The organism is Marinobacter sp. L-46 (assembly GCF_056859535.1).
Genome location: NZ_JBSXOP010000030.1, coordinates 1 through 25,322, shown reverse-complemented (window position 1 = coordinate 25,322; position 25,322 = coordinate 1). Strand labels below are relative to the sequence as shown.

Here is a 25,322-nt window from a genome sequence, read left to right as displayed (position 1 = left end):
ATGACTCCAGCTCCTTTCGTTCAGAGTCGCTCACTTCAAGGGGTCTAGCTATTCGCGCCATGGTTGTTTCTCCTGTCTCTACTTGTGAGATTATACAGGATCGGAGAATTATCTATGCGAATTTTTGTTAAGGGACACTAGTGGCGGCCCTTTGTAAAGGCTGCACCAGCGCGCCAACACCTCATCCATACTCCAGGGTTCCACCTCATCCGGGCTGAGCTTCACCACCAAGTGGTAGTGGTTCGACATCACCGCATAAGCGGAAACATCCACCGCGAACACAGATGCCAGAAGCCGGATTCGCTCTTCAATCCAGCCCCGCCGGTGCTCATAACAGCGCCCGGTGGCGCGGTCTGTTCGGCGACAATTAGGATGACCGGTTAGCGACAATTATCTTGGCCGGTTGGGTGTAACAATTGGCCCCTTGTTTTCCATGGTGGAGCAATGGGTGCCAGGCCAACACATAACCAACCGACAAGAGGAGCTGTTCATGCAGCACCGACAAAATGGCGCAAGCCAGGAAGTGGCTGCCGCCAAGGCGGGCATTTCCGTTCGATCCGGACGACGCATCGAGACGTCAACACAAAAACCCCGCGTTAACACCGAGCGGCAGTGGCGCACCCGAGAAGATCCACTGGAAGCCGTTTGGGAGACAGAGTTGCTCCCTTTGCTACAAGCCAAGCCGGATTTGACCGGAACAACCCTGCTGGATTACTTGCAGGAGCAGTATCCTGAGCATTACGACCAGACCATTTTGCGCACACTGCAACGCCGGGTGAAGCAATGGCGAGCACTGCATGGGCCGGAGCGTGAGGTCATTTTTCGCCAGCAGGCCGTTGTGGCACAGCAGGGGTTCTCTGATTTTACCCACCCCGATAACCCCGTTACGATTCAGTCCAAGGCCTTTCCACATCTGCTCTATCAGTTTCGACTGGCCTACAGCGGCTGGCGCTCGGTCACCGTGGTTCAGGGCGGTGAGAGTTATGCAGCTCTGGCGACGGGGTTGCAGCGAGCCCTTCAGCAGGCTGGTGGCAGCCCTGTTGAGCACCGCACGGATAGTTTAAGTGCGGCACGCAATAACCGTCAGAACGTTTGGACAGAGGCTTACAGTGAGCTGTGCCAGCATTACCGCATGACGCCCACCCGGAATAATCTGGGGCAGTCTCATGAGAACGGTGTGGTGGAGTGCGCCAACGGCTCGCTCAAGAAGAGGCTGGCACAACAGCTGTTACTGCGCGGCCACAATGACTTCGAGAGTATCGAGCAGTACCAGGCGTTTATCGATTGTGCTGCCGACAAGCTCAATCGTCGCAATCGAACCCGTGTACTTGAAGAGCAGGCAACCTTGCAGCCACTGCCGGAGTTTACGGCGGCGGAGTATCAGACCCTCCACCTCAAGGTGACACGCAGCTCAACGATCGAAGTCCGCCGCGTTGTCTACACCGTGCCATCGCGACTGATTGGTGAGTCGGTGCAAATCCGCCTGCACCACGACAAGCTGGTACTGTTCGTTGGGCAGCAGCCGGCACTGACCTTACCTCGCGTGTATCCGAAGGCCGGCGATAACCGCGTCCGCAGCGTCAATTACCGGCACGTGATCTGCTCGCTATCCTCCAAGCCACAGGCCTTCCGTTACTCTCAGCTGCGTGATGACCTGCTCCCGGACGACAACTACCGCGAACTCTGGCAACTCGCGGATGAGCATCTTGAACCCCGTGAAGCCTGCAAGTGGATCGTGACCGCCCTTCGACTGGCCTTCGAATACGATGATGAACAGTCGCTGGGGGAAGACCTGTTGATAGAAGCCCGGGCCGGCCGGTTCGCGTCAATTACCGAGATCCAGTCACGCTACCTTCGCGGCAATCCCGATCTCGAATTCTCAGCTTCAAGTCAACACACCCTGGTCAGTTATGACGACTTGCTGTCTTCGATCCGCAGCCAAGAGGCGTCGATATGACCGACTCCGTCGCCTTGCTGCTTAAAGAACTGCGTCTGCCGGCCTTCCACCGTCACTATCAATCGCTCTGGGAAACGGCCATTGAAAAGAACTGGTCACACACGGATTACCTAGCAGCCTTATGTGAATACGAACTCTCGGACCGCTACCAGCGTCGAACTCAGAAGTGGCTGCGGGAGGCAAAGCTTGCGGCCAACAAAACCTTCTCGGCGCTGGATCAGAGCGGCTTTAGCCGCCCCTGCAACGCCGCACTGGCCAAGCTGCAACAAGACAGTGACTGGGCACACCATGCCGACAATGTGCTGTTGATCGGCCCCAGCGGCACCGGCAAAACCCACATCGCCAATGCCCTGGGCCATCAACTCACCGAGCAGGGCGTGCGCTGCAAGCTATTCCCTGCGATAACGCTGGTTCAGCACCTACAGCAGGCCAAGCGCGATCTCGACTTGATGACCGCCATGACACGCCTGGATAAATACCGAGTCATCATCATCGACGATATAGGCTATGTAAAAAAGACAGATGCAGAAACCCAGGTGCTGTTCGAGTTCATCGCTCACCGCTATGAGAGTGGCAGCCTGATCGTCACAGCCAACCAGCCCTTTAGCGAGTGGGATCAAATATTCCCGGACAGCATGATGACCGTAGCGGCCGTAGACCGACTCATACACCACGCGACGATTATCGAATTAGAGGGGGAAAGCTACCGACGACAGCAACAGCTTAAGCAGGCTGGAAAGAGTAAAAAGTAAGACCACCCAACCGGCCATCATAGTTGTCGCGGACCGGACAAGATAGTTGACGCCAGACATCTGACTGAACACAATGAGATTGGGACATAGCGGCTGGCAAAAGGCTGTATGTGAAGAGTATAAAACGGAAGATTTCCTTACCTATGTCAGAAACTGTGTTTAATGTGGGAAATGAAAAAGAGCGTCGCACGCTCTGGATCGTTCTTGGTCTCAACCTTGCAATTGCGGCGGGATTCTTCGCGACCGGTGCCGTAGGCGATTCCAGTGCTCTGATCGCCAACGGGCTCGACAACACATCCGACAGTTTAGTCTATGGAATCAGCCTTTTTGCCTTGTCACGCTCATCCAAGTGGAAGCGTGGTGCCGCAAACGTATCGGGCGGCCTGCTATTAGTCTTTGCTGTCGGCATCTTGATCGACGGATGGAGACGCTATGTTGGCGGCTCTGAACCACTGGGACCATTGATGATTTCGATGTCACTGGTCGCCGCCGTCGTCAATCTTGTTTGCATCTGGCTGCTTAGCCACCTTAAAGAACCGGACGTAAACATCCGTGCCGCCAACACCTTCAGCCTCAACGACTTCGCATCGAACGGTGGGATTTTGGTCGCAGGCGGTCTTGTCTGGTGGTTGGGCGACAGTTGGCCCGACCTCGTTGTCGGGATCGCGATAGCCACCATAGCGGTATGGGGAGGCATCGATATCCTGCGTGACGCCCGCAAAGAACATCATAAAGTGGAGCATGGGATTGAGAAATGACCGCAGCCTGGGGCGCATTGTAGGGGCTTATTTTTTAAAACTCGTCGCTGTATTTCAAGTTGGTTTACAGCGTGATTCATGGACAGGCACTAGCCTGACCAATGCTGGTGTGTTCAGAGGTTTCTGGAGTCTCTGCCATGGCCGCTCGTATGGGGTTCAGGTCAACGTAGGCCATGCAGGAGAGAAGAGCCTCTTCGGTGTCCAGGGCTTGGGATTTAAAGCGGCTTTCCCAGAAATGGCCGGTGCACTCATCTTCCCGGTTGGCTTGCCTCGCAATCGGCTCGTTCAGGCATTTCATAAACCAGCTCAAATCCGCCAACCGTTGCCGGAAGGTTTCTGCGTACTCCTCCACTCGCCGAAGCTCTGCAGCGCACAGTTCATAATGATCATGGACAGGCACTAGCCTGACCATTAAGGTCATTAATCGAATGGTGATTGGATGCTTGGTTTGTGCGGTCGTTCTCATTATTTGGATGCGCCGGGATCTGACTTTGGGCAGTCTCGTGGGTTATGGAGTTACTTCCGTCGACTGGATCTGCCGGCTCTCGTGCAGCGCCTGGGCTCTTTTAACTTTCAACGCCAATTCGCCAAGCTCATGTGCAGTTGCCACATAAAAGAGCGTGATGGTAACCAGTGGGATGAGAATTGCACCTACGAACGTTGCCGCCAGCAGGAAATCGAGGAGGAAAACGCTCACGACGAACAAGACCCACATCACGAAGAAGCTGATAAACATCCCGATGTTGGTTAATACGAAATAGACATTCGGAACAAAGCCAAACAGCTTTCTCCAGTCCCCGGATAAGACGTATCGCACCATTCCGCACTGAAACGTTGGTGCTGAAATGAGCGCCCACACGCTGTATACGATGAAGGCTGTTAGCAAATCTGAGCCGACATCCTGAATAAACGCCTCCACACCCTCAGTGAAGAGCAAATGGATATCCGAAATCATGTCAAATATTCCGGAAACTCCGAGAAGGCGGCACACTATCCACGGTACCAGAAAATAGGCAAAGAGTGCCGCCCACAGAATCGCCCCGCGTTTAAGCCACAAAACAATGTCTACAATAGCCTGTGGACAGGCACTAGCCTGACCGACAGGCACTAGCCTGACCTTAGGCACTAGCCTGACCCGATCCCCAAAGGCCCGGCGGTTTCGACCCCGGGCCTTTGTCGTTTCTGGCTTTCGGTTTCACTGCGTCTATTTCGGGGTTATGGCAAAAAGGCAGCGGCATTCCGCCGCGAATTCTGGACATGCGCCGATTTCAGGCGAGCGACGTTCTCGGCGCGCGCGCCGATAGTCTGATTTGAGAAAGAAGGGGAGGGAGCCTAAGCCGCTTGTCGTCGCCGTCCAGGATTTCGGTAATCCTGATAGCTGTCTTCAAAGGCTGTCGCCCGGTGGCACCACCGTTCCGGGTCCAGATTCAGCCGTTCCAGAATCGGCAGCGCGCTTTCGTCAATGCAGCCGCGTTTGTCGCTCCGGCTGATCCGCCCGGTGCAATCGACCAGCTCCAGGTAATCTTCAAAACTGAACAGGATGCCTCGCTGGAAGCCGTTTCGAATCACGCCTTCAAAAACCAGTAGCGGTTTTAACGGTACCGAAAAATCATTCAACGCTTGCTGTTCCGTTTGCCGTGCAATGGCTTCCGCCAGATCGAAGGTGGGATGAATGCGTTCCGAGCGCGCCAACACCTCATCCATACTCCAGGGTTCCACCTCATCCGGGCTGAGCTTCACCACCAGGTGGTAGTGATTCGACATCACCGCATAAGCGGCAACATCTACCGCGAACACAGATGCCAGAAGCCGGATTCGCTCTTCAATCCAGCCCCGCCGGTGCTCATAACAGCGCCCGGTGGCGCGGTCCTGCCCGCACAGGAATGTGCGGCGCACGCAGCGTGAGATCACGTGGTAGAAGGGGGTGTCTGAAACGCTGACCAGTTCTGCTCTGGCTTTGGGCATGGTGGGGTCCTTGTCTTCCGTGACTGTTGACATGCTCATATCATGCATCAATAATTTGAAGCTGTATATATGTACAGCATCTTGTTGCCGGATATAACTGGCTTATAAATGTTATTGGTTCCGGTGTTCCACTCAGTGGTATGGTTCGCGTATGATAAGGATCTTCAGAACGAAAACGTTTTATCGATGGATGCGGAAAAACGGAGTGAGCGATGATGATCTCCGCCAGGCAGTTATGGAAATGAATGAAGGTCTGATAGATGCGGATCTTGGTGGTGGAGTTTTTAAGAAAAGGATTGCATCGCACAGTCATGGCAAGAGAGGTGGCTCGAGAGCGCTAAAGGCGTTGGCAGCGGATTTGTTGCAGTATTCAGACCAGGAGCTGCAGAAAGCTCACATAAGCAAAGTGTTGAAAGAGATTACTTATGGCAACCACTGACAGAGACAACCGGCTGTTGAATGAAATTCGAGAAACAGCATTGGACCTCCATGCCGTTGGGCTAATAGGTAAACGGCGACTCGGCGAATACGAAGAGCTGTGTCGCACTGACAGTAGAGAGCTCCCGCCGGAAGAAATCCGGAATATTCGCAGCCAGACCCGTATGAGTCAGGCTGTGTTTGCTGCCATTCTTAACGTGAGTGTTTCAACCGTTCAGAAGTGGGAGACGGGTGAGAAAAAGCCTGGCGGAGCATCGCTGAAATTGTTGAACCTTGTGAGAAGAAAGGGCATCGAGATTTTGTATTTATAACTAAGCTAAATCGTCCATCCCAACACCAAGCGCCTCGGCCAGGGCTTTCAGAACTTTGGTGGACGCAGTTTTGCCAGTGTTCTCAATCTGGCTGATGTATGACTTGCCAACTCCGGCCGCCTTGCCAAGGGCTTCTTGGGTCAGCCCGCGGTATTCTCGCCAGATCTTCACCGGGTGTTCTTTCCCAAAACTGATCATGGACAGGCACTAGCCTGCCCAGATCCCCAAAGGCCCGGCGGTTTCGACCCCGGGCCTTTGTCGTTTCCAGTGGGCCCCCCCCAGTGGACAGGCACTAGTCTTTAATTACGGCCTCAGTGGCGGCGGTTTCCGCGACAGCATCTTGGACACCGGCTGGTTTACCTCCAGCGACACCGGCCTGCTGGACCAACTGTTTGCCAGCCTATTGAGCACCGAGCAGATGGTGTTTGAAGTGCTGGATGTCGACCCGTATGACAACTACTACGACTTCACGCAGGGCATCGACCAGGAGCTGATCAACGTGGTCCAGGGCCCGGTTGTGAATCCGCCCGTCTCCGTGCCGGAGCCAGGCTCCCTGGCGCTGCTGGGCCTTGGCCTGATGGGCCTGGCACTGCGCCGCCGCAAGTAAGAAAGCGGTGTTGCCGCCTGCCTGCGTTGGGTGGGCGGCACGCAGGCAGATGGTTCGGCGTTGGTGTACGGCAAAGAAAACGTGTTGAATCCGCACTTTGTTGCGGCCGGCAATTGGTATTCTTAAGCCACATAGAGCGGCGGTTGGCATCGCGCCCACCATTCGCTAACATCAGGGCCAACCACCTAAGGACAGATGAGAGGTCGAATGAAGGACCATGAATCCACGGGCCAGATTGCCCCTGCCCGGTTTTGCCAAAACCCAAGTCCCCCGCCGTACCAAGCCGGCTGGTTTCTTGTTGACCAGGCCAAATGCCCGGATGCTTTGAAGACGCTGTTTGAGACAGAACAGCGCCCCCAATACGACCTGCCGTATCTGTATTCTGGCTTCAATGAACAGGCCTATCACGGCCCACTGTTGATCGAGCCCGTCGAAGAGGCATGCCGCGACTGGCTTGAGCGCTGGCTGGCGGATGGAAAAGCGCTGGCGCTGTATGGCCAAAACCTGTCGATTGAAACCGTGCGCGATCACTGGGTATCGCTGAACTGGATCAATACACCCACGGGTGAGGGTTTTTTCCGGTATGCCGACCCCGCCAGTTTTGCGGGTGTCGGGTTGTCACTCTCTCTGCACCAGTGTCAGCGCCTGCTGGGCCATTCGCAGCGATACAGGGTTGTCATGCCGGCGTCCATTGGTCGCTGGAGCACTACGATAGCGACAATTCCGTCACATCAGTGGGCGCGGATCCTGGCACCTTTCAGTTCACATCGAATAATGTCGCAGCCATAGTAGCCTATCGCCGCCGGCTCCTGGCTCACTCGCTGGCTGAACAGCACCAATTGCCCCCTCAATTGCTTGAGGACTGGTTTTCACAGTTGACCAGTCTTGGTGCGCCCACTGAAAAAGCGCTTGTCGAAGCCAGTGAACTGCTGATTACCGCAGGTTGCACGGCGCTTATCGGCGACCAACTCAAAGAAACACTAAGGTGCGCCGGAGACGCTTGGTCCGACCGGCTCGAAGCGCTCGCCGACATGGACGACTTACAGGAAGGACCCTGATGACCGCAAATGCCACCCTCCCATTCAGCCCCAGTTCTGCGCCTCTTGGTGAACACGGGGCGCCGGTATGCCGCCGGCAAACCGCCGATCTGTTGCTGCAACGCACAGACAATCTGGGCCGCCCCCTGGCCTTTACCGATGCAGGTACCGTCATGGACATGGCCGCCAAATCCGTCAGCGGCACAATCCTTGATGGGCCCGAGCCGGACCAGATCGCCCATCAGGCCCGGTTTGAGCGGCTAACTATCGGTGAAGTCCGCTGGCACTGGTCAGAGAAGCCGGAAGGAGAGCATCTGATCGGCATAAACACCGTCAGCGAGAAACTCCGATTTATACCGGGCGAAACGTTGGAAGACGGAGTTGAACTGGACGTAATAGCTCGCGAGCGCAAAGCCACTGCGATCCATCTGCCGGCGCCAATGGTTATCAATCTGCGGGAGGAATCGCTACCCGACGATGATCTTCTGACCGCCAGACAACTGAATTACTTCAAGGCCAACGGCAACAACGCACTGCTGTTCGTGCACGGCTACAACGTCCCCCACGGCGATTGGGGCCGATTTCTTAAGGGTGAGGGGCGCAGCCAGAACTACCACGGCAACACCCGCTCGTTCCGCCGCCACCCGGTGTGGCATCTCTACAAAGCTACTGTGTGGCAAGACGCCGATGCACTTTCTGAGTCCCTGTTTACGCCGTTGGAAGATGACCAACTGAACGGAAACGGGCTGCACAACTGGGCGGTGCACATGGAATACCGGCTGAATCGCGCGGCGGGTTTTGACGGAAAAGACTGGATGCCGTACAGCCGGATTATCAACGTGTCCTGGCCCGGCGACACCGGCTCGACGGATTTCATGCAGGCAGAGCTGAACGCTATGGCCGCCGGGCGTCGCCTTGCGCCGCTGTTGCAGCAACTGCACTCAGCAGGAATAGCCATCAACATCATCACGCACTCATTGGGTGCGCGGGTTGCGCTCACGGCCCTGAACCTGCTCGGCAATATCGGCTACCGGGATTTGGTGGATCACCTGTTCCTCTGGCAACCCGCCGTTGCCGACAACGCCCTGACAAACCAGGCTAGCCGGGATGTTCACCCGCTCGGCCTGGGCGTGTTTCCAGAAGCCCATGGGGCAGCACGCCGGATTGTGGTGCTGCACTCCAAAGGCGATGGCATTCTCGGGCCGGAAGAGGCTTCTGATAAAGACTGGTGGAGCCGGATAGTCCGAAGGGTCTCGCCCTTGGCCACGGCGACATGGCAGATAGCAACTTCCGAAGACCCGATGGACGACGCACTGGGTTACCTGCATGGCGCCTACGACAAAAAATGGTGGACCTTTCCCAGCTTCCTGGACAACGGCTTCGGCCCCGCCATGGAGAAGCTTTACGCCGGCTACCTGCCGCTAACTCTTGAACCCGGCAGTGTTGCCCATCCACAACGCTCAGCAAGCAGCGCAGCCAGTTTGCAACAAACCGTCGCCGATAACTGGGCGCGCCTGGAGCAGGACGCCATCGCCGAAGCCAGAGCACTCTGGCAACCCTGCATGGATTGTCTGCGAAACGGGACGCGACCACCTCAATACAGGCTACTGGTCCCCCTCGGTCACCGGGCCAGTATCAGCCCGAACTTGGCGCAGGATTACATTCGGCATCTGAGAAAGCTGGCGCTGAACGGATGGCGGCCTGAGAGACCCCCGCGGCCGGCGTTGGGGTATGTGGGGTTTGATGAGGTAGCGGGGGACGAGGCATCTTCTACATTCGACCCATTCATTGCAGATATGCTGGACCACGGAGCGTTTGCTGACGTGAACCAGTCCCGGTGGCTTTTCAGTCATTCCGGGATGCGTATTCCAAGTGATGAAGTCTTCGCGGAGGTTTACCGAAAGGAAATCATGGAAAACCACCTATTGGCAAACTCAAGATTCGGGCGTTACTAATGAGCAAAATTAAGGTCGGTGTTCTTGTCGGGCTCGTTCTTGTTTTTGCCGGATATATCCTATGGGACACGCTGACTTATAGCGGGCCTGTTATGAGTGCGGCGGTCTCATCTGATGGCGCCTACGCACTGACGGCGCACCGGGAGAACCACTTGGTTTTGTGGAACCTTCGGAGCAAAGAACGGCAAACGATCAGCCGAAACGCCAATATTTACAGTGCCTATTTTATTAAGGGTCAGCCGGTATTCCTTTGGCAGGACCTTGAAGGTCGAGTCGTTGCGCAATCGGTTAACGGTAATGTGGAGCAAACCTTTACGCTAGAGAGTCAGGCTTATGGACACCTGATGACCAGAGACCTCCGCCATTATTATTTTTCAGATTTGGGCTGGGGCATCTACCGGCGGGCGGAAGATGGTAGCCTGGACACGCTCAAGGCCAAAGACGGCAAGGCGTTCCTCGGCTACATGAAATTACTCAACTTGGCTATGGATAGTGATGAAAAATGGTTGATTTCCTCAGGTAGCGGAGAGGCCAAAGGGTTTGAGCCGCCATACTATCGATCATTGGACGATGTTTTAGAGAGAGCGCCTGAGTATAAAAAGCTCAACAGTGTTGCCCTGTGGGAATTGGAGAGCGGAAAGCCAATTGCAAAACTGGATGGCAACTCGGCCAAAACCCACGCCACCATAAGCCCCGATGGCCAGTGGGTCATCAGCGGAGATGAAAATGGTATCGGCCTGTACTGGAACACCGAGCGCCCCGAAGAGCGCCACCGCTTGGCACGTTACCATTCCGGGATCTTCATCGACGATACTCCCTATGAAATGGGTGATCCCAGAAACCGGGACACCAGTGGGTTGATTGACGCTCCTCCAGGCACTAACAACGCCACCATCGCCCAAGCCTTCATCCACAACAGCGAATACTACCTCCGCTTCGGCAACAACAGCCACATCGCCGCCCTGTTCAAAGCTGGCAGCCCCTGGCCGGTGAAGTATTTTGATCTGGGCGAATCGCCCGAGTTGGTCACCCACGGCTCCAATTACAGCCGCAATACCGCGATTGCCACTTCCCCCGAAGCGGGCGTGCTGGTCATGGGCCATCGCACCGGTGGTGGTATCAGCGTTTATCAGTTTGATGCAGATAAGCTGACGCTGGACCGGGTCTGGGTCGTTGAGTGACAGTGTCTGCAGTCAGACCTGCTTAGGAAGGTCTGAATAACCGGTGATTTTTGTCGATGTTGTTTCAAAACCGCAAAAATCGGGATTTTCAGACGTTATTCTCCCGTTATTTGTGTGTTTCTTGCCCGTTTCCCGCCATTTTGGCGGAAAACGGGCGCACTGGCCCTACGCCAGTAGGTATTTTTCACCGATCAGCAGGTTGCTGAACGCGGCTAGCAAATGCAGCCGGTTGCTGTTTTTGGCAAGGCCGCGATAGCGGACCTTTTCATAACCGAAGACCTGCTTGATGTACCGGAACGGATGCTCGACCTTGGCACGAACACTGGCTTTGATTTTCTCGGCTTTCAGCTTGTCGGCATCCAGCTTCTTCCGGGTGCCAGGCCTTTTGGCAATGAACCAGGAGACGTTTTTGCGGTACTTATGCTCATCCCGCTTTTGAATGCCAAGGTAACCGGCATCACCGAAGATTCGTTGCTCTTCACCATGCAACAGTTTGTCGGTGGGCACGATGTCATGAACGTTGGCAGCAGTGGTATCAATGCTGTGAATCAGGCCAAGTGTGTCGTCGACACCAATGTGCATCTTCATGCCGAAGTGCCATTCGTTGCCTTTTTTAGTCTGGTGCATCTCAGGGTCGCGTTTGCCAGCTTGGTTCTTTGTCGAGCTGGGGGCAGAGATAATGGTGGCATCTACGATGCTGCCTTCGCGCAACATCAGGCCGTTCTTCTCCAGGTGTTTGTTCACCTCTTTAAACAGCGACTTGCCAAGACCGTGCTGCTCCAGGAAATGCCGGAAGTTGAGAATGGTGGTCTCGTCCGGCAAGCGGTCCAGCTTCAGACCGGCAAAGTGCCGCATGGATTCGATCTCGTAAAGAGCATCTTCCATCGCCGGATCGCTCAGGTTATAGAACAACTGCATGCAGTGAACTCTCAGCATGGCAGCCAGAGGATAAGGAGGCCGGCCATTCTGGCCCTTCGGGTAACAAGGCTGATCATGGACAGGCACTAGCCTGACCAAACCGGCCATCATAGTTGTCGCGGACCGGACAAGATAGTTGACGCCAGACAGTATGGTGAAGTCCTTGTCTTCCGTGACTGTTGACATGCTCATATCATGCATCAATAATTCGGATCTGTATAGATGTACAGTATTTTGGTGTTTTAGTGTGTTTCCCTTATTTCTGCTATTTCTCAAACTCTATTTTTGTATGTACAATAAATCCAGATGAATATTGAATTCGATCCAAGGAAGGATGAGAAGAACACTGAAAAGCACGGTGTTTCGTTAGCTGATGCCGCCAGGCTCGAATGGGATTGGGTGTGGGCTATGGAGGATTTTCGTAATGATTATGGCGAGCGCCGAATGATTGGGTATGGCCCCATAGGCGATCGTGTCTACTGTGTTGTTTACACAGAGCGAAAAGGCATCCGCCGCATAATCAGTCTTCGAAAGGCAAATCGTCGGGAGGTGAGGCTTTATGCAGACAAAATCTAAATCAGGTCGGAAGTTTACGCTGCCCTCGAGTGATGAAGAGTCTGGCATTAACGAGGGGATTGCACAAGACGCAGATACACGCGAACTCACGGAAGAAGAGTTCCGCCGGTTGCGTCCGGTTGGTCGGCCCAAAGCGGAGACCACTAAAGAACGGATAACTATCAGACTTTCACCGGAGGTCGTTGAGCAGTTTCGCGCTACGGGTAGTGGCTGGCAAACCCGAATGGACAAGGCGCTTCAGGAATATCTGAGAACCCACAGTCAGTCCGATATTGAGAGGTTGGGATAATGCACAACAATCGAGGGAATCTACTGCGCTAGAATTTGAGCACAGCGTGATTCATGGACAGGCACTAGCCTGACCAATCACGCCACCAACCATCTTTTACACTCTTTCACCAACACCCCTCCAGATTTGCGCTATGGTAAGCAAAAAAGGAGGTTAGTATGCTCAAAAGGGTTGATCATGGACAGGCAATCGTCTGAGTAGTCTGCCAACTTTTGGGTTGGGTCTTGATGAGTCTTTGTTTACCATATTGGATTGATCATGGACAGGCACTAGCCTGACCCTGCTGCCCCTGTTGTGGTCTTGCCAAAGATCAAAAATTCGGAATTCAGGGCGTTCGCATCGTCAAATGTTTAAAACAAGCGAGATCAAGACTACGCTTGTTGGCAGGTGCTCACCATGCGGGGCATCGGTATCTTCTTTAACAGTAATGGATAAGGAGAACAGTATGCATAGCAAGAAACAGGGATTATCCCTTGTCACAACGTCCGCTGCTTTGATTCTGGCGGCTTCACAGGTAATCGCAGAGCCAAAACTTGAGGTGGAAGTGTTTGAGGCCGGCGTGGAAGGTCGCGGGGATTCCATCGGCACGGTTACACTCACCGCTTACGATCACGGCGTGCTGATTGAGTCTGACCTGACTGGGCTATCGCCCGGAATTCACGGCTTTCACCTTCATGAAAATCCGGACTGCAGCCCAGTAGAAAAAGACGGAAAAACAACGCCTGCAGGGGCCGCCGGTGGACACTACGACCCAGAAAATACCGGGAAGCACAAAGGCCCGTTCGATAAATCCGGACATCTTGGCGACCTGCCGAGGCTGCACGTTGGCCAGGAGGGAGAAAACGCCCAGACCAATATTGCGCCGCGGCTGCAGCTGAGCGATTTTAAAGGCCGGGCCCTGGTGATTCACGGTGGGGGAGACAATTACTCGGATTCACCCCAGCCTCTTGGGGGTGGCGGTGCCAGAGTGGCCTGCGGTGTTGTTGCGGGTTAAAGCCTTCATCAGGCCCCGGTGATCACCACTGACCGGGGTCAATTCCTCCCTCCACAGCACTCCCATCACCGGAAAATTACGTTAAGCTTTGTCTATCGCCAACCAGATAAGGACTTACGCGCCTATGAAACTCCGCTTCCTCGGTGGTACAGGCACCGTCACCGGCTCCCGCTATCTGCTTTCCGACGACAATCACCGCATGCTGGTGGATGGTGGCATGTACCAGGGAACAATGATCATGGACAGGCACTAGCCTGACCCACTAGGTCAACTAAGCTAAATCGTCCATCCCAACATCAAGCGCCTCGGCCAGGGCTTTCAGAACTTTTGTGGACGCAGTTTTGCCAGTGTTCTCAATCTGGCTGATGTATGACTTGCCAACTCCGGCCGCCTTGCCAAGGGCTTCTTGGGTCAGCCCGCGGTATTCTCGCCAGATCTTCACCGGGTGTTCTTTCCCGGTTATCAGGCGTTCGGCAATGTCTCCCGGAACGGTTTCATCCTCGCCGATGGCCAGCTCCTTCATTGCAGCGCTGGCGTCTGCAGCATCCTGCGCATCTTCAGCAAGTGCCAGCAGCTCGAGATACTCGTTGTAGGGCACCACGGCATATTCTGGTTTGCCTTCTCGTTCAATAATTTGAGCACTCATTTGTAAACGTCTCCTCTTGTGCCTATCTTCAGCACCAGTACCACCAATTCACCGTTATCAATACGGCATATTGCCCGATAACTCCCTTGCCTCAGCCTCCAGAAGGGCTGGCCTTTCATTGGTTTCCAGTCGCCTTCATAGGTATATGGGGCTTGAGCCATATTTGTAAGTTCCTGATGCATTTTTAACGCCTTTGTTTTAGGCATTTTTTGCAGGGCTTTCAGGGCTGACTTTTTGTAGGTTAGTTTGTACATCAGGCGAGTTTACTTTTGAGTTTACTGGGGGTCAACAATTGCGAGCTTTGGCTTTGGGGTAAAGATCATGGACAGGCACCAGTGTCCTCCATAGCAAGTGTAAACTCAGCTTTTAACGCCCGGTATGGTAAATTGGCAGTCTTGAAAACAACTGACAGTTGCACCGCCAACCGGAGCCGCAATGCCCACCGCCACAGACAACCACTGGTCAATGCCACCCAACCCCGAAAAAGCACTTATGCTTGCACAACGTGCGGTGTCGGTATTTGTTTACGATGCAGTGCGCCTGGAGGGCATCAACTTCACGTTGCCGGAGGTGCAAACCTTGCTACAGGGTGTCACAGTGGGTGGGCACCGGCTGAGCGATCAGCAAATCGCGGTTAATCAGGGCGAGGCCTGGAAGCTGCTGTTTCAGATGATCCGGGAAAGGATCTTCAGTTTATCGGCCGATTGCGCGATGGCTCTGCATGCGGTTGCTGCAAGGGAAGAAGCGTTGGAGTGGGGCTGTTTTCGCAGTGGCTCCGTACTGATTGCCGGCACTGATTACGAGCCGCCTGCTGCCAGCGAACTTCCAGCACGTTTTGACCGCATGATCGATGACCTACAACACATGGATGATGTTTACGATCAGGCTGTCCACCTGTTCCTGACCATGGCCCGTTGCCAGTTTTTCTACGATGTAAACAAACGCATGGGGCGTTTTATGATGAACGGCCACCTGCTGAGCAACGGCTATCCTGCCATCAATATCCCGGCTTCACGCCAACTCGAGTTCAATGAACTTATGCTCCGCTTTTACGAGTCCGGCGATCAGTGTGAAATGAATGCATTCGTGCGTAGCTGCATGGACGAACGGGTCGTTCGTATTATGAAAGAAGAGTAGGCGGGTCAGACCCCCGGCGAGCTTACTCGTAAGTGCAGAAGTAAGCCGTATCCAACTCAGTCTTCACCTTAAAACTGGTATTCGCGGCCACCTCAAAAGCCTTTCCGGCATCGTATCGAACCCAGCTCTCACTGCCCGGCAGCTGCACAGTCAGCGCGCCACTGACAACCGTCATCACTTCCTTTTGGCTGGTACCGAACTCATACTCACCCGGGCTGATGACGCCCACGGTGGCAGGTAGTGTCTCGCCCTGGAAGGCGATGGATTTTACTTTGCCGTCGAAGTACTCATTTACACTCAGCATGGCCGTGATTCCTTATAAATTGGGTGGCTAATATACTGCAAGATTCCGTGGACAGGCACTTGTTAATTCTGCATTCGATCCTGCCCGTACAGGCATAATTCTCTGTGCTGGTGAGAAGACAGGTAAAGACAAACGGTTTTATGATGAAATGATTCCAGTGGCAGATCGAGAATTTACCGCCCATTTGGAAATGCTCAAGGGAGGAATCTGATATGGCAAGTTCTTTGGACACACTGCTGGCTAACGAAAAGCCGGAAGTTGTCAAGCAGGCGCAGCTAAAGGCTGATCGCATACTTATGGAGATTCGTCTCAGCGAGGTGCGTGCATTATTGCAGAAAACCCAGAAGGATATGGCGGAGGCCATGGGTGTGACCCAGCCTACGATTGCGAATATGGAAAAGGCCGGTAAAGACTTGAAGCTATCATCTATTAAGCGATACGTGGAGAGTGCGGGAGCGAAAGTCCGTTTGGATATTGAGCTTCCTGATGGGACTCATCTGGCCATTCCTCTGTAAAAGCACTGGCTGATTTCCGTGCGCGTCATGCAATCGTCTGCAATCGTGGACAGGCACTTGTGAGCAGCGGATGTGCTTTCGATGGACTGCTGACGGTCCGGAAGATGTTGAAATTGTTGATTACCACTGAGGAGGTCGCACAATGATTATCAATGGTATGCGTCCCATTCACCCTGGAGAGATTCTACGGGAAGAGTATCTGGAGCCGCTGGAGATGAGCGTAAATGCGCTCTCGAAGGCTTTGAATGTTCCTGCGACGCGGATGAACGAGATCGTTCGTGAGAACCGGGGCGTTTCCGCAGACACAGCGCTGCGACTAGCTCGTTACTTTGGCACCAGTGCGCGGTTCTGGTTGAACCTGCAAACTGAGTTTGAGCTGCGCCAGGCTCAGCTGGGCAAAGAAGCTAAGATTGCTAAGGAGATACAGCCGCACGCTGCTTGAAAACATAGCGGCTTAGCCCGGATTTCTCATGAGAAGGTAGCGTAAGCTGATCATGGACAGGCACTTGTTAATTAACGAGGGCACTATGGACCTCTTCGACCAATTCACCCCGCCAGAAAACCTGCTGCCTTACGATGGCGATGTCCGTTATTACGGCACGGTGATGGGGCAAGGGCAGGCGGATGATTTCTTCCGGCGTTTGCTGGAGGAAATCCCCTGGGCCCATGACGAGCTGGTGATGTTCGGCCGCCCGGCAGTCACCCGCCGCAAGGTGGTCTGGTATGGCGACCAGCCGTTTGCCTATACCTATTCAAGGGCCACCAAGCAGGCGCTGCCCTGGGTTCCGGTGCTGGCGGAGTTGAAAACGCTGGTCGAGGAGTGCAGTGGTGAGCGCTATAACTCCTGCCTTCTGAATCTTTACCACGACGGCGAGGAGGCAATGGGCTGGCACAGTGATGACGAGGCCGAACTGAAAAAGCACGGCGCAATTGCTTCGGTGAGTCTCGGGGCGCCGCGGCGGTTTGCATTCCGGCACAAGTACAGCAAAGAGCAGGTAAAGCTAGTGCTGGAACACGGCAGCTTGCTGGTGATGAAAGGCACTACCCAGGCCTTCTGGCAGCATAGCCTCCCGGCGACGAAGGGGTTGCAAACGCCGCGGATAAATCTGACATTTCGGGCTATGGTGGTGTAGCGGGGTCAGACCCCCGGTACATTGCCTGTTCACTGTTGATGCCCAAGAACCATGCGCATATACTGATTTAGATACTGTTCGAGGGGGCATGCCATGCGAACTACTGAAACTACGAAATCCATACGTAAACCGACGAATCTGTCGCTGGATAGTGCTCTTCTTAAAGAGGCAAAATCCCTTGGAATCAATGTCTCGCGGTCTGCAGAGGCAGGAATTGCGGAAGCAGTCAAACTTCATAGGCAGAATAAGTGGCTTAACGAAAACGCCAAGGCACTTGAAAGCTCGAATGCCTATGTTGAAGCCAACGGCTTGCCTCTCGCACGACATCGGCAGTTCTGATGTCCCGTTTCGATATTTTTGAAAATGAAGAAGGGGCAGGGTACCTGCTGGATGTACAGTCCGACCTTCTCAGTGGCTTGAACACACGAGTAGTCGTGCCGTTACTGCCCAAATCGTCGGCGCCATTCCCTGCGCAGAGGCTCAATCCGGTGTTCTGAGGCTGATCAAGGACAGGCACGGGCCTGACCGGCACTCGCCTGACCATGGATTGAATTGTTATGCCACCTGGACCAAAATATACCAATTATTGGTACTGTCGAGGTGGCACCATGAAAAACACCAGCATCACTCTAGGCCAGCATTTTGATACGTTCATTGCAGAACAGCTCAAAAATGGCCGATACAGCTCTACAAGCGAAGTCGTTCGTGCTGCATTGCGCCTGCTTGAAGAGTCTGAAACACGCCTGACTAGACTTCGTAAACTGCTCAAGGAAGGCGAGGACAGTGGTTTCGAAGACTACTCCTATGACTCGTTTATTCGTGAATTGGACAACGAAGAGCGCTGATGCCAGGTTTCAAGCTTTCCAGGAAGGCCAAAGCTGACCTCAAATCTATTGCCCTATACACGGAGCGTGAATGGGGCCGGGATCAACGAAACCACTATATTCTTCAGTTTGATCAATGCTTCCACCTTCTGGGTGAGAATCCAAACCTGGGGCAGGCCTGCGATGAGATAAGTCCAGGCTACCGGCAGTACCCTCAGGGAAGCCACATCATATTCTATCGGTTTGCCACCGACCATGTTGTTGAAATTATCCGCATCCTACACAAGCGCATGCTGCCTGGTGTGCATCTGATTTGGTGATCATGGACAGACACGGACCTGCATCCCAGGTACATTCCACCCCACCAAATGTACCGGACTGTGGGGCTTCAAGGGTGGTGCTCCAGATACTCGCTGAGAGCGTTGCGAGTGAGATCGTTCAGAGAGATGCTTTGGCGCCGGGCAGCGACGCTCGCCGCCAAGTGTAAATCGTGGCCAACTCGGACATTAAATGAACCCTTGCAGGGTATTTCAGGTTTTATGTTCTGGTCTTCGCAAGTGTTCAGATAGTCGTCAACCGCTTCCTGAAAGGCTTTCTCAAGCTCTGCGACTGTTTCTCCTTCATAATTAACCAGTGCTCGAATGAACTGCAATTTTCCAAACAGGCAGTTATCTTCCGTGCTCACTTCAATCGAGCCGTAGTAGCCTCTATATTTCAGCATGCTGCTCATTGAATCAGCCCTCCGGATTTAAGGTTCTCGATTATCTGGCGCCTCGCATAAGCTCTTAGCTCATTGCCTGGATGCGGTTTGTGAAGGTTAATCAGCGCTTTTGGGTCTCCGTTGTAGAACTTGACACGACTGCCTTGCCCTTCAATTTGCCGATAGCCGAGACTTTTTAGAAGCGTTGCTAGTTCCTGCCAGGTAAACGTCGATTGCTTATTCAGTAGTTTCGCCAGTAGCTTTCCTTGCTTTGACATCAGTAGGGCTCCCTTTATTGCGACTAACTTTAGTTGCTTTCGTGGGTTTTGTCCAGATGGCCTATGAAGAGCACCCCCGGATACATTCCACCCCACCAAATGCACCGGGGGTCTGACCCCCACCCCAAAATCACAAGGTAGTCAAAAACGCCGCCAGCTCCTCAACATCTCCGGTCGTTAACGGGGCGGCAATCCCAATCATCGGTGAGCTCTGCACCGCGGGGTCCATTTCTTTGAATCGCTTCAGGGCGATCTTGATGTATTCCGACGGTTGGCCAGCCAGGCGCGGCATATCGCGGAAGCCTTCGGCATCTTTGCCGTGGCAGGCGGAGCATTTGGTCTGGAACTTGGCGCGGCCGGCGTCTACCAGCGCGGGGGCAGGGCTGGTGCGAGGTTTGGCTTCTTGCTGTGAGTAGTACACGGCAATGTTAATGCGATCTTCCACAGTGAGAACTTTTGCCAGATTGCTCATCACATAGTCTTCGCGCTGGCCGTTGCCGAACTTTTCGAATTGTTCGAACAGGTAGAGCGGGTGCTGGTCTGCCAGGTTCGGGATGTAGTCACGCTTGCTGTTGCCGTCTTTCCCGTGGCAGGAGCCGCAAAACAGAATGCGCTCCTGGCCCGCCGCATAGGCCGCTTCGCGGCGGGCATCATCGGCCATAATCGTTTCCAGCTCTGCCATGGCCTGGTAAATCGACTGAGAAAACGCCACCGGCGCCGTCATCATTCCGGCCACCACCAACCCACCCAAACACAACTTCCGCAGCATCTCGCACCCTACTATCTGAAAATTGTGCCAAGAATATAGACATGCCCGCAGGCCATTCTTGCCAAAGATCAAGAAAAACCGACTTGGGGGTCAGACCCCCGATACATTTCACCCCGCAAAATGTTTTTGGGTCTGACCCGCAGTACGGGGTAAGCTGGAAATATCATTCGGCAGACAAGGACATACACGCCTATGAAACTTCGCTTCCTTGGTGGTACTGGCACCGTAACGGGCTCCCGTTATTTGCTTTCAGATGACTCCCATCGCTTGTTGGTCGACTGCGGCATGTATCAGGGCGTAAAAACTCTGCGGCGGCGGAACTGGGCGAAGTTTCCGGTGGATCCTTCCACGATTGATGCGGTGGTGCTCACTCATGGGCACATTGACCATTCCGGGTATCTGCCGGCGCTGGTGAAGAATGGATTCAAGGGCAAGATTTACTGCACTAAGGCCACCCATGAGCTGTGCAAAGTGCTGCTGCCGGATGCAGGCTTCCTGCAGGAAGAAGACGCCAAGTACGCGTTCCGGAAGAAGTTTTCCAAGCACGAGCACCCGGAGCCGCTGTTTACCGAGAAGGATGCCTGGGAAGCGCTCAAGCACTTCGAATCCCTGCATTACCACGAGAAATTCGAGCCGGCGAAGGGTTTTGAGGTTACCTTCACGCCAGCCGGGCATATTCTGGGCTCGTCTTGCGTGCATGTTCACCACAAAGGCGCGGATCGTACCGTGGTGTTCAGTGGCGATGTGGGCCGGCAGGATGACATCATCATGCGCCCGCCGGAGCCGTTACAGAAGGCGGACGTGCTGGTGTGCGAATCCACCTACGGCGATCGCACCCATGGAGAGTCTGATCCGGAGCGGGATCTGGCGGAGATCATCACCAAAACCGCCGGGCGTGGTGGTATCACGCTGATGCCCGCGTTCGCTGTGGGTCGTGCGCAGATGTTGCTATACGTGGTGCACAAACTGATGGGCGAGGGAAAAATTCCCAAGCTGCCGGTGTATCTGAATAGCCCCATGGCCATCAAAGCCACGGAAATCTTCATCAAGCACCATAAAGAGCACAAGCTGAACCATGCTCAGTGCGAACTGATCGATGACAAAACCCAGTTTGTGCGCACGGTGGAAGAGTCCATCGAGCTGGATGCCGCCCGCTACCCCTGCATCATCATCTCCGCCAGCGGCATGGCCAGCGGCGGCCGCGTGATGCACCACCTGAAAACTCTGCTGCCGAACCCGCGCAACAGTGTCGTCTTCGCCGGCTTCCAGGCCCCCGGAACCCGTGGCGATGCGCTGGTAAACGGCGCCGAAGATGTCAAAATCCACGGTGAATACTGGCCCGTGAAGGCTGAGATCCACAACCTGAACTCCATGAGTGCCCACGGCGACTACAATGAAATCCTCGCCTGGCTGGAGCAGGGCCACCTGAAACCCGAGCGCGTGTACGTTACTCACGGTGAAGTGGTTGCCAGCGATACCATGCGCAAGCGCATTACCGAGAAGTTTGGCTGGCATGCGGAGGTGCCGGAGTTGTTTGAAGAGGTGGAGATCTGAACCTACAGGCTACAAAGGGGTCGTACCCCCCCCCCCAGGGGGTACGACCCCAGCCTTCTGCCCGCGCAGTTCTCCAAAGCCAAGGATGCCGCTAAATCCAGGAAACCCGCTCCCGCCGAAACCCCACCGGCGCCGCCCCCGTACCCGCAGCATCCCCATACCGCTTCTTCATCCGCTTCTGGAAATCCTCAGAACCCAGCGCCAGCCCGGCAATCGCGGAATATCGAATCTGGTCTTCCACCGCCTCCGGCATCGGGCTGGCCACAAAATTGCGGTAACTCACCAGCCGCTGATCGGCATCCGGCTGCAATTCAAGGTAACAAGGGTGGGGCACATGAAAGCGCGAACCGCTACCGTAGGCATGGCATAAATAGCTGGACCACTGGTATTCGCCGGCGTAATCCACCATGCTCGCCTTCACCGGATTCAGCTCAATGTAACGCTGGCATTGCAGGAAATACTCCTCGGTATCCACCAGGCAAGACTTGAAACGCCCCTCCCACAAGCCACCGGTGCGCTCATAACGGGCGTTGTAATACTGCGCGTAAGACTGCCCGACCGACTTCATAAAAGCCGACAGCCCGTCATCAGTCTTCGGCGTTACCAGTAGGTGGGTGTGGTTGGTCATGAACACCCACGCGTGAATATCTACCTCGAACTTCTCCTGGTAGCGCGTGAGATACATCGAATAGGTGGCGAAATCAGACAAATCCTGAAAACAAACCTGCCGGTTATTGCCCCGCTGAATCACATGCTGGGGCATCCCGGCCGGACAAATCCTTGGTCGGCGGGGCATCACACATTCCTTGTGGATTAATTTGAAAGCGCAACAATCTGCCCCACCTGCGCCAAAATTTCAACCCCGGGTCAGACCCCCAATACATTTCACCCCGCAAAATGTACTGGGGGTCTGACCCCGTTTTGAAAGCTGGCGGGTTGCAATTTCACCATAATGAGTTATTAATTACTCATAAAGGTTTAAAATGAGTTTTTAATAAATCACTATGTCGAAAATAAGTAGCAGGCCATATTCCAGATACAATCGAACAGCCCTCGAGCTGCTCGCTACGTCCATCCGAAGTGAGCGCCTCCGGCAAAAACTGACAGCACAGGAGCTGGCAGAGCGGGCGGGCATATCTCGAAGCATGCTTCAGCGTATCGAAAAAGCAGACCCAGCCTGCGCCATTGGTGCCGTGTTCGAGGTGGCTACGATTCTTTCGATCCCTCTTTTTGAGGAGGATCCTGCAGCGCTTGGAAGGGCTCTGGCCACTGCAAAACAGACGCTGGCCTTGCTGCCAAAGTCGGCAAGAAAACCAAGGCCGGAAGTGGATGATGATTTCTGATAACGAAGCGTATGTCTGGATCTGGCTGCCCGGTCAGGTTGAGCCGGTTGTGGCGGGCCGGCTGGAAGCGGAGAACGGTCGGCTCAGCTTCACATACGGTAAGAGTTACTTGAGCCGAATTGAGCAAACGCCGGCAGCCATTCCGATCTATGAACCGGAGCTACCATTGGGCAGGGGCGTAATCCAGCCGCCTGAAGGGTTGGAAATGCCCGGTTGCATTCGGGATGCTGCGCCCGATGCCTGGGGCAGAAGGGTGACCATTAACAAGTGCCTTGGTCTGAAGGGCGCAGGTATAGATCCCGCACAGCTGGATGAAATAACCTACCTGCTCGAATCCGGCTCCGACCGAATCGGAGCTCTGGATTTTCAGCGTTCGCCGACAAACTGCGAGGCGCGAGCTGCAAAAAATGCCACCCTTGAAGAATTGCTAGCATCGGCCGACCGGGTTGAAAAAGGAATTCCGCTAACGCCGGAGTTGGACCAGGCGTTGTTCCACGGTAGTTCCATCGGTGGCGCCCGGCCCAAGGCACTGATTGAAGACGGCGGAAAAAACTACATCGCCAAATTCTCCTCAACTACCGACATCTACAACGTAGTCAAAGCCGAATACATCGCCATGCGTTTGGCAGCCATAGCGGGGCTAAGTGTCGCGCCGGTGCGGCTGACCTCCGTGGCCAATCGGGATATCCTACTGATCGAGCGCTTCGACCGGGAGCACACAGCCAAAGGCTGGGCCAGAAAAGCCGTGGTATCGGCGCTCACCATTCTGGGCCTGGACGATATGATGGCGCGCTATGCCAGTTACGAAGACTTCGCTGAAATCATACGGCACCGGTTCGCAAACCCCATTGAAGCCCTTCGAGAACTCTTTACCCGTCTGGTATTCAACGTCTTGTGCGGCAACACGGATGACCACGCCAGAAACCATGCAGCCTTCTGGGATGGTCGGCAACTTCAACTCACCCCGGCTTACGACATTTGCCCCCAAGGCAGAACAGGCAACGAAGCCTCTCAGGCCATGCTGATTGCGGGCCAAAACAATCTGAGCCAGCTGGCTACCTGCCTGAAGGCTGCGCCTTCATTTCTGTTATCCCCATCAGAAGCCAAAGACATCTTCGACCACCTGATCAGCACCATAAACACCCACTGGGCCGACGTGTGCGACGAAGCAGCGCTGAGCACCGTAGATGCAAACCTCCTGTGGCAACGCCAATTTCTGAACCCCTTCTCCCTGCAGCGTTCCTGAAGTCCGGGTCAGACCCAGAATACATTTCACCTCACAAAATGTACTGGGGGTCTGACCCCCAAAGTTTGTTAACATGGGGGAAAACGGTCAGGCAGGATGCAAACATGCACTACAGCTCCATACTTCCGGATGTGATCAGGCTGGCGGATGAGGCCAGTGAGAAGGTGCTTCACATCTACGAGTCCGATTTCAAGGTGCGGTACAAGGAAGACAATTCGCCGATTACCGCGGCGGATGAGGCGGCTCACGAGATCATCTATAAGGGCCTGCGCAACATCAGCCGGGACATTCCGATTCTTTCGGAAGAAGGCGCGGAGATTCCCTGGGAAGAGCGCAAAAGCTGGCGCCGGTTCTGGCTGATCGACCCGATTGACGGCACCAAGGACTTCACCCAGCGCAGTGGCGAATTCACCGTGAACATCGCCATGATCGAAGACGGCGTGCCGGTGATGGGCGTGGTCACCGCGCCGGCGTTGAAAGAAGCCTTCTGGGGCGTCAAAGGCGAAGGCGCCCACATGCGCGATCGCACCGGCCGGGTACACCGAATCCGCGTGGCAGAACCCCGGGAAACCCTGCGGGTAGTGGCCAGCAAAAATCACCTGAACGACGAAACCCGCGCCTTCATCGATAAACTCGGCCCCCACGAAACCGTGCAGGCCGGCAGCTCCCTGAAATTCTGCCGCATCGCCGAGGGCCATGCCGACATATACCCACGCATGGGCCCCACGAGTGAATGGGATACTGCTGCGGCACATGCCATTCTTATTGCGGCGGGTGGGCAGGTGCAGACGGTGGATGGTAAGCCGTTGGTGTATGGCAAGGAAGATATTCTTAACCCGCACTTTATTGCTGCGGGTGGGTGGTATTTCTGAGCTGGTGATCGGCGCTGGCAGAAGGGTGGGGTCAGGCCACGTGGGGCCCGACCCCTTGGTAGCCTTCGAGTTTTAAGAACAGCGGGTCAGACCCCCGGTACATTTTGCCTTGGCAAATGTATTGAAGTGACCCCCGAAAGTTGGACACCGACTTTTGGGGAGTCACATGACAAGAACACATAGTGAAGCATTCAAATTAAAGATGGTGAAGCTTTACCTCGAAGGCGGGGCCAGCTTCAACCGCATCTCCAGAGAATTCAATG

General features: G+C 54.6%; 35 protein-coding genes and 2 pseudogenes. 25 read left to right on the top strand and 12 right to left on the bottom strand.

The features are described 5' to 3' along the window. Positions 1-490 precede the first annotated feature (490 nt). The 3 genes from istA (at position 491) to AC13DJ_RS02750 (ending at position 3,467) form a co-directional block, all read left to right on the top strand. Positions 491-1,957: an IS21 family transposase gene (gene istA / locus AC13DJ_RS02760; protein WP_482933401.1), complete on the top strand. Its 1,467-nt coding sequence runs from the start codon at positions 491-493 to the stop codon at positions 1,955-1,957. After that, on the top strand, positions 1,954-2,709 hold the full coding sequence (gene istB / locus AC13DJ_RS02755; protein WP_482933400.1) for an IS21-like element helper ATPase IstB: 756 nt from the start codon (positions 1,954-1,956) through the stop codon (positions 2,707-2,709). Before istA ends, istB begins: the two co-directional genes overlap by 4 nt. Positions 2,710-2,852: 143 nt before the next feature. Next, positions 2,853-3,467, top strand: coding sequence for a cation efflux transmembrane domain-containing protein (locus AC13DJ_RS02750; RefSeq protein ID WP_071265214.1), 615 nt, complete (start codon positions 2,853-2,855; stop codon positions 3,465-3,467). Positions 3,468-3,543: 76 nt separating this feature from the next. Here the strand turns inward: AC13DJ_RS02750 and AC13DJ_RS02745 are convergent, their stop codons facing one another. From AC13DJ_RS02745 to AC13DJ_RS02735, 3 genes are all read right to left on the bottom strand, one after another. Beyond that, complete coding sequence (locus AC13DJ_RS02745; RefSeq protein WP_474541245.1) at positions 3,544-3,819, bottom strand: transposase; 276 nt, start codon at positions 3,817-3,819, stop codon at positions 3,544-3,546. A 156-nt stretch (positions 3,820-3,975) separates the two neighbouring features. Continuing rightward, positions 3,976-4,422: a hypothetical protein gene (locus AC13DJ_RS02740; RefSeq protein ID WP_482933399.1), complete on the bottom strand. Its 447-nt coding sequence runs from the start codon at positions 4,420-4,422 to the stop codon at positions 3,976-3,978. Positions 4,423-4,799: 377 nt separating this feature from the next. After that, on the bottom strand, positions 4,800-5,465 hold the full coding sequence (locus AC13DJ_RS02735; protein ID WP_482933398.1) for a transposase: 666 nt from the start codon (positions 5,463-5,465) through the stop codon (positions 4,800-4,802). A gap of 118 nt (positions 5,466-5,583) precedes the next feature. Between AC13DJ_RS02735 and AC13DJ_RS02730 the strand changes: the two genes are divergently transcribed. Together AC13DJ_RS02730 and AC13DJ_RS02725 are read left to right on the top strand one after the other, a co-directional pair. Then, the gene (locus tag AC13DJ_RS02730) at positions 5,584-5,871 is read left to right on the top strand and encodes a type II toxin-antitoxin system RelE/ParE family toxin (RefSeq protein ID WP_473802781.1); all 288 of its coding nucleotides are present in this window, start codon (positions 5,584-5,586) and stop codon (positions 5,869-5,871) included. Continuing rightward, positions 5,858-6,181 (top strand): helix-turn-helix domain-containing protein, encoded by a 324-nt coding sequence (locus AC13DJ_RS02725; RefSeq protein WP_473802780.1) that lies wholly within the window; start codon positions 5,858-5,860, stop codon positions 6,179-6,181. Before AC13DJ_RS02730 ends, AC13DJ_RS02725 begins: the two co-directional genes overlap by 14 nt. Here AC13DJ_RS02725 and AC13DJ_RS02720 read toward each other — a convergent pair whose 3' ends face one another. Next, the gene (locus tag AC13DJ_RS02720) at positions 6,182-6,379 is read right to left on the bottom strand and encodes a helix-turn-helix domain-containing protein (protein ID WP_474541136.1); all 198 of its coding nucleotides are present in this window, start codon (positions 6,377-6,379) and stop codon (positions 6,182-6,184) included. A 328-nt stretch (positions 6,380-6,707) separates the two neighbouring features. Between AC13DJ_RS02720 and AC13DJ_RS02715 the strand changes: the two are divergent. The 4 genes and pseudogenes from AC13DJ_RS02715 to AC13DJ_RS02700 form a co-directional block, all read left to right on the top strand. Further along, a pseudogene (locus AC13DJ_RS02715) lies at positions 6,708-6,788 on the top strand (PEP-CTERM sorting domain-containing protein); the annotation flags it as partial. 207 nt (positions 6,789-6,995) lie between these two features. Then, positions 6,996-7,577, top strand: coding sequence for a DUF4123 domain-containing protein (locus AC13DJ_RS02710; RefSeq protein WP_482934207.1), 582 nt, complete (start codon positions 6,996-6,998; stop codon positions 7,575-7,577). 268 nt (positions 7,578-7,845) lie between these two features. Beyond that, on the top strand, positions 7,846-9,780 hold the full coding sequence (locus tag AC13DJ_RS02705) for an alpha/beta hydrolase (protein WP_474541138.1): 1,935 nt from the start codon (positions 7,846-7,848) through the stop codon (positions 9,778-9,780). Beyond that, positions 9,780-10,961 carry a WD40 repeat domain-containing protein gene (locus tag AC13DJ_RS02700; RefSeq protein ID WP_482934206.1) on the top strand — a complete coding sequence of 394 codons (1,182 nt, stop codon included), beginning with the start codon at positions 9,780-9,782 and terminating at the stop codon, positions 10,959-10,961. The genes AC13DJ_RS02705 and AC13DJ_RS02700 overlap by 1 nt, the downstream gene beginning before the upstream one ends. 165 nt (positions 10,962-11,126) lie before the next feature. On the opposite strand, the pseudogene AC13DJ_RS02695 reads toward AC13DJ_RS02700, so the two are convergent. Next, a pseudogene (locus AC13DJ_RS02695) lies at positions 11,127-11,981 on the bottom strand (IS5 family transposase); the annotation flags it as partial. 204 nt (positions 11,982-12,185) lie between these two features. On the opposite strand from AC13DJ_RS02695, the gene AC13DJ_RS02690 reads away from it, so the two are divergent. The 4 genes from AC13DJ_RS02690 (at position 12,186) to AC13DJ_RS02675 (ending at position 13,991) form a co-directional block, all read left to right on the top strand. Then, positions 12,186-12,455, top strand: a complete 270-nt coding sequence (locus AC13DJ_RS02690) for a BrnT family toxin (protein WP_023011846.1) — start codon at positions 12,186-12,188, stop codon at positions 12,453-12,455. Beyond that, entirely contained in the window at positions 12,439-12,744 is a 306-nt protein-coding gene (locus AC13DJ_RS02685; RefSeq protein ID WP_022987718.1) for a BrnA antitoxin family protein, read from the top strand. Before AC13DJ_RS02690 ends, AC13DJ_RS02685 begins: the two co-directional genes overlap by 17 nt. 445 nt (positions 12,745-13,189) lie before the next feature. Continuing rightward, positions 13,190-13,738, top strand: a complete 549-nt coding sequence (gene sodC, locus AC13DJ_RS02680; protein ID WP_482934208.1) for a superoxide dismutase [Cu-Zn] SodC — start codon at positions 13,190-13,192, stop codon at positions 13,736-13,738. Positions 13,739-13,862: 124 nt separating this feature from the next. Then, positions 13,863-13,991: a hypothetical protein gene (locus AC13DJ_RS02675; protein ID WP_482934209.1), complete on the top strand. Its 129-nt coding sequence runs from the start codon at positions 13,863-13,865 to the stop codon at positions 13,989-13,991. Positions 13,992-14,009: 18 nt separating this feature from the next. On the opposite strand, the gene AC13DJ_RS02670 is transcribed toward AC13DJ_RS02675, so the two are convergent. Further along, a complete protein-coding gene (locus tag AC13DJ_RS02670) occupies positions 14,010-14,384 on the bottom strand; it encodes a helix-turn-helix domain-containing protein (protein ID WP_022987716.1) in 375 nt (124 codons plus the stop codon). Continuing rightward, a complete protein-coding gene (locus AC13DJ_RS02665) occupies positions 14,381-14,638 on the bottom strand; it encodes a type II toxin-antitoxin system RelE family toxin (RefSeq protein WP_058341274.1) in 258 nt (85 codons plus the stop codon). The genes AC13DJ_RS02670 and AC13DJ_RS02665 overlap by 4 nt, the downstream gene beginning before the upstream one ends. Positions 14,639-14,819: 181 nt before the next feature. Between AC13DJ_RS02665 and AC13DJ_RS02660 the strand changes: the two genes are divergently transcribed. Beyond that, positions 14,820-15,521, top strand: coding sequence for a Fic family protein (locus AC13DJ_RS02660; RefSeq protein ID WP_247114805.1), 702 nt, complete (start codon positions 14,820-14,822; stop codon positions 15,519-15,521). A gap of 22 nt (positions 15,522-15,543) precedes the next feature. Here the strand turns inward: AC13DJ_RS02660 and ppnP are convergent, their stop codons facing one another. After that, positions 15,544-15,825, bottom strand: coding sequence for a pyrimidine/purine nucleoside phosphorylase (gene ppnP, locus AC13DJ_RS02655; RefSeq protein ID WP_247114971.1), 282 nt, complete (start codon positions 15,823-15,825; stop codon positions 15,544-15,546). 212 nt (positions 15,826-16,037) lie between these two features. On the opposite strand from ppnP, the gene AC13DJ_RS02650 reads away from it, so the two are divergent. From AC13DJ_RS02650 to AC13DJ_RS02620, 7 genes are all read left to right on the top strand, one after another. Next, positions 16,038-16,340, top strand: a complete 303-nt coding sequence (locus tag AC13DJ_RS02650; RefSeq protein ID WP_482934205.1) for a helix-turn-helix domain-containing protein — start codon at positions 16,038-16,040, stop codon at positions 16,338-16,340. A 142-nt stretch (positions 16,341-16,482) separates the two neighbouring features. After that, positions 16,483-16,782 (top strand): HigA family addiction module antitoxin, encoded by a 300-nt coding sequence (locus AC13DJ_RS02645; protein WP_482934204.1) that lies wholly within the window; start codon positions 16,483-16,485, stop codon positions 16,780-16,782. Between the two features lie 85 nt (positions 16,783-16,867). Further along, positions 16,868-17,473: an alpha-ketoglutarate-dependent dioxygenase AlkB family protein gene (locus tag AC13DJ_RS02640; protein WP_482934203.1), complete on the top strand. Its 606-nt coding sequence runs from the start codon at positions 16,868-16,870 to the stop codon at positions 17,471-17,473. 93 nt (positions 17,474-17,566) lie between these two features. After that, positions 17,567-17,812, top strand: coding sequence for a type II toxin-antitoxin system CcdA family antitoxin (locus AC13DJ_RS02635; protein WP_482934202.1), 246 nt, complete (start codon positions 17,567-17,569; stop codon positions 17,810-17,812). Next, positions 17,812-17,970, top strand: a complete 159-nt coding sequence (locus tag AC13DJ_RS02630; RefSeq protein WP_482934201.1) for a CcdB family protein — start codon at positions 17,812-17,814, stop codon at positions 17,968-17,970. Before AC13DJ_RS02635 ends, AC13DJ_RS02630 begins: the two co-directional genes overlap by 1 nt. A 111-nt stretch (positions 17,971-18,081) precedes the next feature. Then, positions 18,082-18,318 carry a type II toxin-antitoxin system ParD family antitoxin gene (locus tag AC13DJ_RS02625; RefSeq protein ID WP_473802049.1) on the top strand — a complete coding sequence of 79 codons (237 nt, stop codon included), beginning with the start codon at positions 18,082-18,084 and terminating at the stop codon, positions 18,316-18,318. Continuing rightward, positions 18,318-18,617: a type II toxin-antitoxin system RelE/ParE family toxin gene (locus AC13DJ_RS02620; protein WP_286815508.1), complete on the top strand. Its 300-nt coding sequence runs from the start codon at positions 18,318-18,320 to the stop codon at positions 18,615-18,617. Before AC13DJ_RS02625 ends, AC13DJ_RS02620 begins: the two co-directional genes overlap by 1 nt. Before the next feature lie 68 nt (positions 18,618-18,685). Here AC13DJ_RS02620 and AC13DJ_RS02615 read toward each other — a convergent pair whose 3' ends face one another. The 3 genes from AC13DJ_RS02615 to AC13DJ_RS02605 all read right to left on the bottom strand — a co-directional run bounded on the left by AC13DJ_RS02615 (position 18,686) and on the right by AC13DJ_RS02605 (position 20,044). Further along, complete coding sequence (locus AC13DJ_RS02615; RefSeq protein ID WP_058341270.1) at positions 18,686-19,027, bottom strand: type II toxin-antitoxin system HicB family antitoxin; 342 nt, start codon at positions 19,025-19,027, stop codon at positions 18,686-18,688. Further along, on the bottom strand, positions 19,024-19,275 hold the full coding sequence (locus AC13DJ_RS02610) for a type II toxin-antitoxin system HicA family toxin (RefSeq protein ID WP_286815507.1): 252 nt from the start codon (positions 19,273-19,275) through the stop codon (positions 19,024-19,026). The genes AC13DJ_RS02615 and AC13DJ_RS02610 overlap by 4 nt, the downstream gene beginning before the upstream one ends. Positions 19,276-19,405: 130 nt before the next feature. Next, entirely contained in the window at positions 19,406-20,044 is a 639-nt protein-coding gene (locus AC13DJ_RS02605; RefSeq protein WP_058341269.1) for a c-type cytochrome, read from the bottom strand. A 192-nt stretch (positions 20,045-20,236) separates the two neighbouring features. On the opposite strand from AC13DJ_RS02605, the gene AC13DJ_RS02600 reads away from it, so the two are divergent. Beyond that, complete coding sequence (locus tag AC13DJ_RS02600) at positions 20,237-21,598, top strand: MBL fold metallo-hydrolase (protein ID WP_289103419.1); 1,362 nt, start codon at positions 20,237-20,239, stop codon at positions 21,596-21,598. 91 nt (positions 21,599-21,689) lie between these two features. Here the strand turns inward: AC13DJ_RS02600 and AC13DJ_RS02595 are convergent, their stop codons facing one another. Next, positions 21,690-22,361, bottom strand: coding sequence for a transposase (locus AC13DJ_RS02595; protein WP_482934200.1), 672 nt, complete (start codon positions 22,359-22,361; stop codon positions 21,690-21,692). A 241-nt stretch (positions 22,362-22,602) separates the two neighbouring features. Here AC13DJ_RS02595 and AC13DJ_RS02590 point away from each other — a divergent pair, with 241 nt between their 5' ends. From AC13DJ_RS02590 to cysQ, 3 genes are all read left to right on the top strand, one after another. Beyond that, positions 22,603-22,941 (top strand): helix-turn-helix domain-containing protein, encoded by a 339-nt coding sequence (locus AC13DJ_RS02590; RefSeq protein ID WP_199455915.1) that lies wholly within the window; start codon positions 22,603-22,605, stop codon positions 22,939-22,941. Next, positions 22,928-24,187, top strand: coding sequence for a type II toxin-antitoxin system HipA family toxin (locus AC13DJ_RS02585; RefSeq protein WP_482934199.1), 1,260 nt, complete (start codon positions 22,928-22,930; stop codon positions 24,185-24,187). Before AC13DJ_RS02590 ends, AC13DJ_RS02585 begins: the two co-directional genes overlap by 14 nt. A 104-nt stretch (positions 24,188-24,291) precedes the next feature. Next, positions 24,292-25,059: a 3'(2'),5'-bisphosphate nucleotidase CysQ gene (cysQ, locus tag AC13DJ_RS02580; RefSeq protein WP_482934198.1), complete on the top strand. Its 768-nt coding sequence runs from the start codon at positions 24,292-24,294 to the stop codon at positions 25,057-25,059. Positions 25,060-25,322 lie beyond the last annotated feature (263 nt).

Bases quoted from the DNA above. Each gene is read 5' to 3' on its own strand.
- AC13DJ_RS02585 (WP_482934199.1), top strand. From the start codon at position 22,928: ATGATGATTTCTGATAACGAAGCGTATGTCTGGATCTGGCTGCCCGGT.
- AC13DJ_RS02600 (WP_289103419.1), top strand. From the start codon at position 20,237: ATGAAACTTCGCTTCCTTGGTGGTACTGGCACCGTAACGGGCTCCCGT.
- AC13DJ_RS02725 (WP_473802780.1), top strand. From the start codon at position 5,858: ATGGCAACCACTGACAGAGACAACCGGCTGTTGAATGAAATTCGAGAA.
- AC13DJ_RS02720 (WP_474541136.1), bottom strand. From the start codon at position 6,379: ATGATCAGTTTTGGGAAAGAACACCCGGTGAAGATCTGGCGAGAATAC.
- AC13DJ_RS02735 (WP_482933398.1), bottom strand. From the start codon at position 5,465: ATGTCAACAGTCACGGAAGACAAGGACCCCACCATGCCCAAAGCCAGA.
- AC13DJ_RS02670 (WP_022987716.1), bottom strand. From the start codon at position 14,384: ATGAGTGCTCAAATTATTGAACGAGAAGGCAAACCAGAATATGCCGTG.
- AC13DJ_RS02690 (WP_023011846.1), top strand. From the start codon at position 12,186: ATGAATATTGAATTCGATCCAAGGAAGGATGAGAAGAACACTGAAAAG.
- AC13DJ_RS02650 (WP_482934205.1), top strand. From the start codon at position 16,038: ATGGCAAGTTCTTTGGACACACTGCTGGCTAACGAAAAGCCGGAAGTT.
- sodC (WP_482934208.1), top strand. From the start codon at position 13,190: ATGCATAGCAAGAAACAGGGATTATCCCTTGTCACAACGTCCGCTGCT.
- AC13DJ_RS02675 (WP_482934209.1), top strand. From the start codon at position 13,863: ATGAAACTCCGCTTCCTCGGTGGTACAGGCACCGTCACCGGCTCCCGC.
- AC13DJ_RS02660 (WP_247114805.1), top strand. From the start codon at position 14,820: ATGCCCACCGCCACAGACAACCACTGGTCAATGCCACCCAACCCCGAA.
- AC13DJ_RS02640 (WP_482934203.1), top strand. From the start codon at position 16,868: ATGGACCTCTTCGACCAATTCACCCCGCCAGAAAACCTGCTGCCTTAC.
- AC13DJ_RS02620 (WP_286815508.1), top strand. From the start codon at position 18,318: ATGCCAGGTTTCAAGCTTTCCAGGAAGGCCAAAGCTGACCTCAAATCT.
- AC13DJ_RS02705 (WP_474541138.1), top strand. From the start codon at position 7,846: ATGACCGCAAATGCCACCCTCCCATTCAGCCCCAGTTCTGCGCCTCTT.
- AC13DJ_RS02730 (WP_473802781.1), top strand. From the start codon at position 5,584: ATGATAAGGATCTTCAGAACGAAAACGTTTTATCGATGGATGCGGAAA.
- istA (WP_482933401.1), top strand. From the start codon at position 491: ATGCAGCACCGACAAAATGGCGCAAGCCAGGAAGTGGCTGCCGCCAAG.
- cysQ (WP_482934198.1), top strand. From the start codon at position 24,292: ATGCACTACAGCTCCATACTTCCGGATGTGATCAGGCTGGCGGATGAG.
- AC13DJ_RS02700 (WP_482934206.1), top strand. From the start codon at position 9,780: ATGAGCAAAATTAAGGTCGGTGTTCTTGTCGGGCTCGTTCTTGTTTTT.
- AC13DJ_RS02610 (WP_286815507.1), bottom strand. From the start codon at position 19,275: ATGTCAAAGCAAGGAAAGCTACTGGCGAAACTACTGAATAAGCAATCG.
- AC13DJ_RS02635 (WP_482934202.1), top strand. From the start codon at position 17,567: ATGCGAACTACTGAAACTACGAAATCCATACGTAAACCGACGAATCTG.
- istB (WP_482933400.1), top strand. From the start codon at position 1,954: ATGACCGACTCCGTCGCCTTGCTGCTTAAAGAACTGCGTCTGCCGGCC.
- AC13DJ_RS02595 (WP_482934200.1), bottom strand. From the start codon at position 22,361: ATGCCCCAGCATGTGATTCAGCGGGGCAATAACCGGCAGGTTTGTTTT.
- AC13DJ_RS02750 (WP_071265214.1), top strand. From the start codon at position 2,853: ATGTCAGAAACTGTGTTTAATGTGGGAAATGAAAAAGAGCGTCGCACG.
- AC13DJ_RS02710 (WP_482934207.1), top strand. From the start codon at position 6,996: ATGAAGGACCATGAATCCACGGGCCAGATTGCCCCTGCCCGGTTTTGC.
- AC13DJ_RS02630 (WP_482934201.1), top strand. From the start codon at position 17,812: ATGTCCCGTTTCGATATTTTTGAAAATGAAGAAGGGGCAGGGTACCTG.
- AC13DJ_RS02590 (WP_199455915.1), top strand. From the start codon at position 22,603: ATGTCGAAAATAAGTAGCAGGCCATATTCCAGATACAATCGAACAGCC.
- AC13DJ_RS02605 (WP_058341269.1), bottom strand. From the start codon at position 20,044: ATGCTGCGGAAGTTGTGTTTGGGTGGGTTGGTGGTGGCCGGAATGATG.
- ppnP (WP_247114971.1), bottom strand. From the start codon at position 15,825: ATGCTGAGTGTAAATGAGTACTTCGACGGCAAAGTAAAATCCATCGCC.
- AC13DJ_RS02645 (WP_482934204.1), top strand. From the start codon at position 16,483: ATGATTATCAATGGTATGCGTCCCATTCACCCTGGAGAGATTCTACGG.
- AC13DJ_RS02665 (WP_058341274.1), bottom strand. From the start codon at position 14,638: ATGTACAAACTAACCTACAAAAAGTCAGCCCTGAAAGCCCTGCAAAAA.
- AC13DJ_RS02740 (WP_482933399.1), bottom strand. From the start codon at position 4,422: ATGATTTCGGATATCCATTTGCTCTTCACTGAGGGTGTGGAGGCGTTT.
- AC13DJ_RS02685 (WP_022987718.1), top strand. From the start codon at position 12,439: ATGCAGACAAAATCTAAATCAGGTCGGAAGTTTACGCTGCCCTCGAGT.
- AC13DJ_RS02615 (WP_058341270.1), bottom strand. From the start codon at position 19,027: ATGAGCAGCATGCTGAAATATAGAGGCTACTACGGCTCGATTGAAGTG.
- AC13DJ_RS02625 (WP_473802049.1), top strand. From the start codon at position 18,082: ATGAAAAACACCAGCATCACTCTAGGCCAGCATTTTGATACGTTCATT.